A 6,418-nucleotide genomic window follows, 5' to 3' on the forward strand; every position below is an offset into this window, starting at 1 on the left:
ATATTTATGGAAGATTTATCTAAATTCTTACCTACAGCAGATATGCAGGCCGATTTTGAACTGTTTAAAAACATGACGCCCGAAGAACGTGCGATGTTTCAGGAAAAGCGAGCACAGAAGATAGAAGCGATGCCGGGCGATGAGAAAAAGATTTTTACTGAAGCTACAGAAAAAGGGTTGAAGGCTATAAAGTCAGAATTACAGGATGTTAAGTTGGCATTGGAGTTAGGGGACGTTGCGAATGCTTTATCGTTGAGTTATATTGCGAAAGAGTATTTTGGTAAAAGTAAAACCTGGCTTTATCAACGTTTAAACGGTAATAAAGTAAACGGTAAACCTGCCCGGTTTACAGAAGATGAACGGAAACGCTTTGCAGCAGCTTTACTGGATTTGAGTAAAAGAATCAATGAAACAGCACTTAAATTTGTATAGTTTAAAAGATTTTTTGATTATCCGGCTGATTATTCACTTGCCGGATAATCAAAACTGAATCTTATTAAGTTCCGAACCGCGAAGTATCTACGGATTTCACCTTTTTCTCTTTGTAGCCGCCGAAGCTGTAACGGAGTGTCAGGGAGACGGAGCGTATATCCTGGAACAACTCCATACGGCTCTTCTGTCCTTGTTCGTCGATATGGGTGAGAGGTTTCTGGCTGTTTAGCAGGTCAGAACCTTTGAGTGTCAGGCGGAGTTTCTTTTTGGGGAGTGTCCATACCAGTGCGGCATCGAGGCTATACAGGGGATCGATATCGTAAATGCCCTGGATCGCCGGCGAACTGTAATCGCCGCTGATGTCGAGTGAAAGGTTCTTGTCGCGTGTCAGAAAGATTGTATTTGTCAGCATTGCCCGTCCGAACAACTTCTTTCTGTCGAAGCTGATATCGACCAGCGTGCCTTTGTTGTGGATGCTGAACCCCATCAGCGTCAGCCGCGAACTGAGCACTTCGCCGGCACGAAAAGGGACAACGGCCATCAGTCCGTACATCGTATGCGTATCCAGGTTGATGGAATGGAAGACCGATTGCAGACGGTCGGGTTGCTGATACGACATCTGCTGTATCTTGTCGGGTTGGAAGTTAGCGAAAGCACCCAGTACATATTTATTCTTTATGACATATGTCAGTTGCATCGAATAGTTCAGTTCCGGTTTCAACTGCGGATTACCTTTTATCACGCTGTAGATATTCATATAATAGGTATTGGGAGTTGTTGCCCAATAGGAGGGATATTTTCTGTTACTCGACAATGAGAACTGTAACATATTCGAACGGTCGATCCGGTAAACGGCGGAAAGCGACGGAAACAAGTCTGCCTGATCCCATAACGAACTCTTCTTTCCGGCAGAATCAACTGAAGCCTTGTAATAACGGACAGCCAGCGAAGCATTCAGCGTGAATTTCTTTCCGAACGAATGGGAGAAACCGCCGAATATACCCACCGAATGTTCTTTTTGCTTCATATAGAAGGTCCCTTCGCTTTCCTTTTCATTATTTAGAAGGGCGGAAGCCTCATTGGTCGTCCCCGATAAGGAGGCTTCTGCCCCGTAAGAAATCTTCCATCCTTCTCCTACGACAACGAAGTGGTTGATATATATATCAGCTCGCTGTGATTTTTGTTTGCTCTCGTTGCGTCTGTCCTGGTCATTGTTGTCTTCAAAATTATTAACCAGGTCCTGCAAAGATTTATCTTTGTAGAAGGTGTAGTCGATGCCTGCATTCAGGTTCTTATGTCCGTTGTAGTCGATTCGTGTGCTATGCAGAAACGAAGGACCTGTAGTCCGGCTGGCCGTATTAACGGTTTCGATACCCTTGAAATCTGTCTGTCCGCCCCTCAGGGATACTGGCTTGTCTTGTACATATTTTCCTGTATAGGAGGCCGACAGCTTGTCTTTATTGCTGAAATCATATTCGAAGGCCCCCCGCAGGTTATGGGAGATGCCTTTGTTTTCCGACCAGTTCTTTTGCAGAATATCGTATTTTGTACCGTTCACGGTCGGTTCTGCGTGCATATCTTCTGTCGAACGTCCGTGGCGGTAATTGGCCGAGTAGGAGAGGTCGGCGGCATACTTCTTTCCGGTATAGGACAGATTCATCAGTGCTGTAGGAGAAAAATACCAGGCCTGTTTTCCTGTCAGCGATATTTCTCCTTTCAGGATATCCGCCAGGCTCCGGTCGTTCTCAATAACCACATTGATCGATGCGCCCCTCACGCCGTATTGGGGTGGAGTGCTGTACATCACTTCTATCTTTTTTACCTTGGACGAAGGAGTCGCTTTCAGCATGTCGGCCAACTGTTCCGGTGTCATCGAACTTTTCCGGCCGTTGATGATGATGGTGGTTTCCGAGGTACCGAGCAGGGAGATATTGTCGCCGCTCTTGCCTACTCCCGGCAGTTCCCCCAATATATCGAACGCATTGTCTACCGGTTTGCTTTTCATCAGGTTGGGAATGTCGTATTGCAGTTTTCCGTCGGCCACCTTTACCAGCGGCCGTTCCGCTTTGACGAATACTTCCGGCAGGTTCAGCGTGATGCTGTCGTTGACCAGGATGGTTTCGCTACCAGTCTGTTTTTGTGCCAGCATTTGTGTGGGAAGCGAGAGTAAGCCGGCTATCGGTAATAAGTAATAGATTCTTTTCATGGCTTTTTGTTTTTATACGAAAGGTAGGGAGGACGCCAGTGATTACCAAAAAAGGCTTTCATTTGGTAAGACTAAATAACATTCGGCGAAAACTGTGTTATTTTGATTTAAAGCGGGAAGCTGCATGGCGGAGATTCCTTATATTTGTTTGCATGAAATCATCGTTCAAGTATATCATTCTCTTGGTTATTCTGTCTTTGTCGGGAATCTTCGTCTACCAGTTGTTCTGGATAAACGGATTATACCATTCCCTGCAACAGCAGAACAGGGAGTACATTACGCAGGCTATCCGCAATGCCGACCATGTCGAACTGTTTAGTCGTGCTGACTTTATCAGCAAAAAGACGAACAAGCAACGGGTAACGATATCGCAGGCCGATGATCGGGGAGGAGTTGCCCTGACTACCCGTTTTTCAGATAAAGATTCGGTCATTCAACCGGTCAGCATCATAGAGAAGAAGGCGTCTCTCTCTTATGCAAGCGGAGTAGATGAGGATATGAAGAAAGTCCTGCAAAGCTACTCCGTCAAAGTGGGCGACGATTTCAAGTCATTGGGTGAGCTGGGGTTACAGATGCAGCGTAGCCTTCATGAAATCATCGACACGATCTCTCCTGTTAATATAGCAAAGTTCGATAGCCTGCTGGCAGCTAATCTACGGGAAAAGAACCTGGACCTCCGCCATTTCACGGAGATACGTCTGCTTACCGACAGCACGGTCATTGCCACTTCTGTCCCCGAAGGAGAAGATTTGTCACGCTATCACCTGTATACCTGGAAATACACTACTTTTACTCCAAGAGCTTTCTATGTCTATGTGGAATCCACCCGTATGGCTTCGCTGGCTGGTATGACGGGGATTCTGGTTTCTTCTTTCCTGATTCTGCTGATTCTTGCTTTATCGTTTGCCTATATGATTTGGTTTCTATTCCATCAGAAGACGGTGGAACAGTTGAAAGATGATTTCACGCATAATGTTACTCACGAACTGAAAACACCGATCGCCATTTCGTATGCCGCCATTGAATCTATTATCCATTATAACCTGCTGGATAATAGAGAAAAAGCTGATAAATATCTGCACCTTTGCCATGAGGAACTGGAACGCCTGGGCGGGATGGTGGAACAAATCCTTTCGCTCAGTTTAGAGAAACGGAAAGATATCCGCCTGGTGATAGAAAAACTGTCCTTGAATGATTTGATATCCAGGCTCGTGGAGCAACAGAAGATAAAGTCGTCCCGCTCTTTCCGCATTCGGACAAAGTATCAGCCGGAGGAAATCACGCTGAAGGCAGACCGTATCCATTTGTACAGCATCATCAGCAACCTGGTGGATAATGCTATCAAATATGCGGATAAAGAACCGGAAATAACGATACGGGCGGTGGCGACGGAGGGAAAGACACAGATACGGGTACAGGACAATGGTCCTGGTATCCCCGAAGAATACCGCCGCCATATTTTTGATAAGTTCTACCGCATACCCTCTGTCCGTCAGTCATCTGTGAAAGGCTATGGCATCGGACTGTTCTATGTGAAGACTATGGTGGAGAAACATGGTGGGAGCGTCACAGTGGAATGCGAACCCGGTAAAGGCACCTGTTTTATAATTACATTACCTCAATAACCTGAGATTATGAACATACTATTAGTAGAAGACGAAGTCTCTCTGGCAATGATTGTAAAAGATGCCCTGGAAGAGGAAGGTTACGAAGTAGCTATTGCCCGCGACGGCCTGGAAGGGCTCGAACAGTATTTCAGGGAGCATCCCGCATTGATCATTGCCGACGTGATGATGCCGGAGGTGGACGGCTTCGAGATGGTACGCCGCATTCGCCGGATGGATAAGGAGGTGCCCGTACTGTTTCTGAGTGCCCGTTCTTCAGTGGACGATATCGTATTCGGTTTCGGGCTTGGGGCGAACGATTACCTGCGGAAGCCTTTCAGCCTCCGTGAACTGATTGCCCGGGTGAAGGCTTTGACAGTGAAAAGCCTGTCTGAACCGGTAGCCGTTATTTACCACGAACTGGGACTTTACACCTTTTACCCCTCTACCCAGACTTTGCAGATCGGCGGTGAGGAGATCGAACTGTCATTCAGGGAGTCGGAGTTGTTGCGGCTTCTTTGCGAGAGCGGAACTTTGCCGGTCGACACGAAGGATATCCTGCTGCAACTCTGGGGTAACGACAGCTTTTACAATACCCGCAGCCTGCATGTATTTATCACCAAACTACGCCATAAATTAGAGAAAGACCCCCGTATCAAAATATTAAATGTACGGGGGATCGGATATAAGCTGATTGGTGGGCGGCTGTAACTTTTAAAGGTTTATCACTTTCCCTTCTTTCCTGCTTCTTTCTGCTGCAAAGGCTATCAGATGGCTTTCCAGCGACTCGTCGAGTGGTGTGCTCATCAGGCTGGCATCCTGGCGGCGGATGGCTTCGATCCAGTCGCGGATCATACCGGCATCACCGCCACCGTGGCCTACGCCTTCGTAGTTGAGAGCGTCTTCAGCATTGGCATTGTATGTTTTTGAAACACCGGTGGCGAAGTCGGTGTGGGTGAACTCTTCCATGTCGCCGACGATGTCGCCACGCGTCCCCATGATGCGGGTACGGCGGCCGCCATACGATGTGAAAGCCTCTATCGAGAAGTTGACCGTTACGCCGCCTTCAAATTCCATCAGCATCATATAATGATCGGGCTGGTTGTTCTCGCAATGGTAGACGCATTTGCCGTACGGTCCTGTTTTTAGGTTTTCGAGGATGACGTCGCCCTGTTTGTCCGGGTCTTCCGGCAGGTCGAATACGTATAGCCAGGTGCGGTCGCGGTAGTAGATTTTCAGGGCGGAGAAAGGGCAGGTCGCTTCTGCCGGACAGCCGTCGGTACAACGGGCCGGAGCACCTTCGGGGGCGTTTTCCGCCTTAAAATGCGCCAGGTCACCGAAGGCTACCACTTTCTTACAGGGCTTGCCGATGATCCAGTGGAGGATATCCAGGTCGTGACTCGATTTGGCAAGGACCAACGGCGTACTCGCTTCTGCGTTGCGCCAGCTTCCGCGCACATATGAATGGCTCATGTGTACATGTTCTATCGGTTCGAAATGCTGGATACTGACCAGGTCGCCGATCGCTTTGCTGCTCACCATCTCTTTCAGCATTCCGAAATAAGGCGAGTAACGGAGCACATGCGTCAGGCCGACGATCTTTCCTTTTTCTTTGGCATAGGCTACCAGGCGACGGCATTCTTCGTCTGTCTGTGCGATCGGTTTTTCAAGGAGGATATCATATCCCAGGTCGAGCGCTTTCATACAGGGGGCATAATGCAGATGGTCGGGGGTAGCGATAATGACGGCATCGGCAAACTTGGGACGGCTGAGCATCTCTTCCCAGGTGGCGACTCGGTTTTCTTCGGGTACATGGTATTTGTCGCCATATATGTTGCGGCGCAGTTCCACCAACTCGGCAATGCCGGTGATTTGCAAATCTTCCGGGTGTTCCAGTGAATAATCGCCGTACAATTTTCCTCTTCCGCTGGCTCCCAGCACGATGGCTGTTACAGGAGTGGCCTTTTCTGTGTTCATGATCTAAGATGATTATAAGTAAATATTCCCCAAATATAGGATAAAATCTTTATAAATCGTTCACCTGTTATTCTTTATCAGGGCAACCGCACCAAAATTTCTATTAAAATATGTTTTGTGGCATAAATCATTAAAATATTTCAAAAAAAGTTGTGTAATTGGGGAATAAAGGTAATCTTGCAGAAAGAAAAGTCTTAAC

General features: G+C 47.5%; 5 protein-coding genes. 3 read left to right on the forward strand and 2 right to left on the reverse strand.

Going from position 1 to position 6,418, the window contains the following annotated elements; all coding sequences use genetic code 11:
* Positions 1-6: 6 nt before the first annotated feature.
* Positions 7-432: a DUF5053 domain-containing protein gene (locus NBH15_RS18170; RefSeq protein ID WP_250823239.1), complete on the forward strand. Its 426-nt coding sequence runs from the start codon at positions 7-9 to the stop codon at positions 430-432.
* Between the two features lie 64 nt (positions 433-496).
* On the opposite strand, the gene NBH15_RS18175 is transcribed toward NBH15_RS18170, so the two are convergent.
* The gene (locus NBH15_RS18175; RefSeq protein WP_250823240.1) at positions 497-2,638 is read right to left on the reverse strand and encodes an outer membrane beta-barrel family protein; all 2,142 of its coding nucleotides are present in this window, start codon (positions 2,636-2,638) and stop codon (positions 497-499) included.
* A 152-nt stretch (positions 2,639-2,790) separates the two neighbouring features.
* On the opposite strand from NBH15_RS18175, the gene NBH15_RS18180 reads away from it, so the two are divergent.
* Both NBH15_RS18180 and NBH15_RS18185 read left to right on the forward strand, forming a co-directional pair.
* Positions 2,791-4,263, forward strand: a complete 1,473-nt coding sequence (locus NBH15_RS18180; protein ID WP_250823241.1) for a sensor histidine kinase — start codon at positions 2,791-2,793, stop codon at positions 4,261-4,263.
* Between the two features lie 9 nt (positions 4,264-4,272).
* The gene (locus NBH15_RS18185; RefSeq protein ID WP_186959240.1) at positions 4,273-4,953 is read left to right on the forward strand and encodes a response regulator transcription factor; all 681 of its coding nucleotides are present in this window, start codon (positions 4,273-4,275) and stop codon (positions 4,951-4,953) included.
* A gap of 3 nt (positions 4,954-4,956) precedes the next feature.
* Here the strand turns inward: NBH15_RS18185 and NBH15_RS18190 are convergent, their stop codons facing one another.
* Positions 4,957-6,219 (reverse strand): Gfo/Idh/MocA family protein, encoded by a 1,263-nt coding sequence (locus NBH15_RS18190; RefSeq protein ID WP_250823242.1) that lies wholly within the window; start codon positions 6,217-6,219, stop codon positions 4,957-4,959.
* Positions 6,220-6,418: the final 199 nt, after the last annotated feature.

Source organism: Parabacteroides caeci, from assembly GCF_023656795.1.
Classification (GTDB): domain Bacteria; phylum Bacteroidota; class Bacteroidia; order Bacteroidales; family Tannerellaceae; genus Parabacteroides; species Parabacteroides segnis.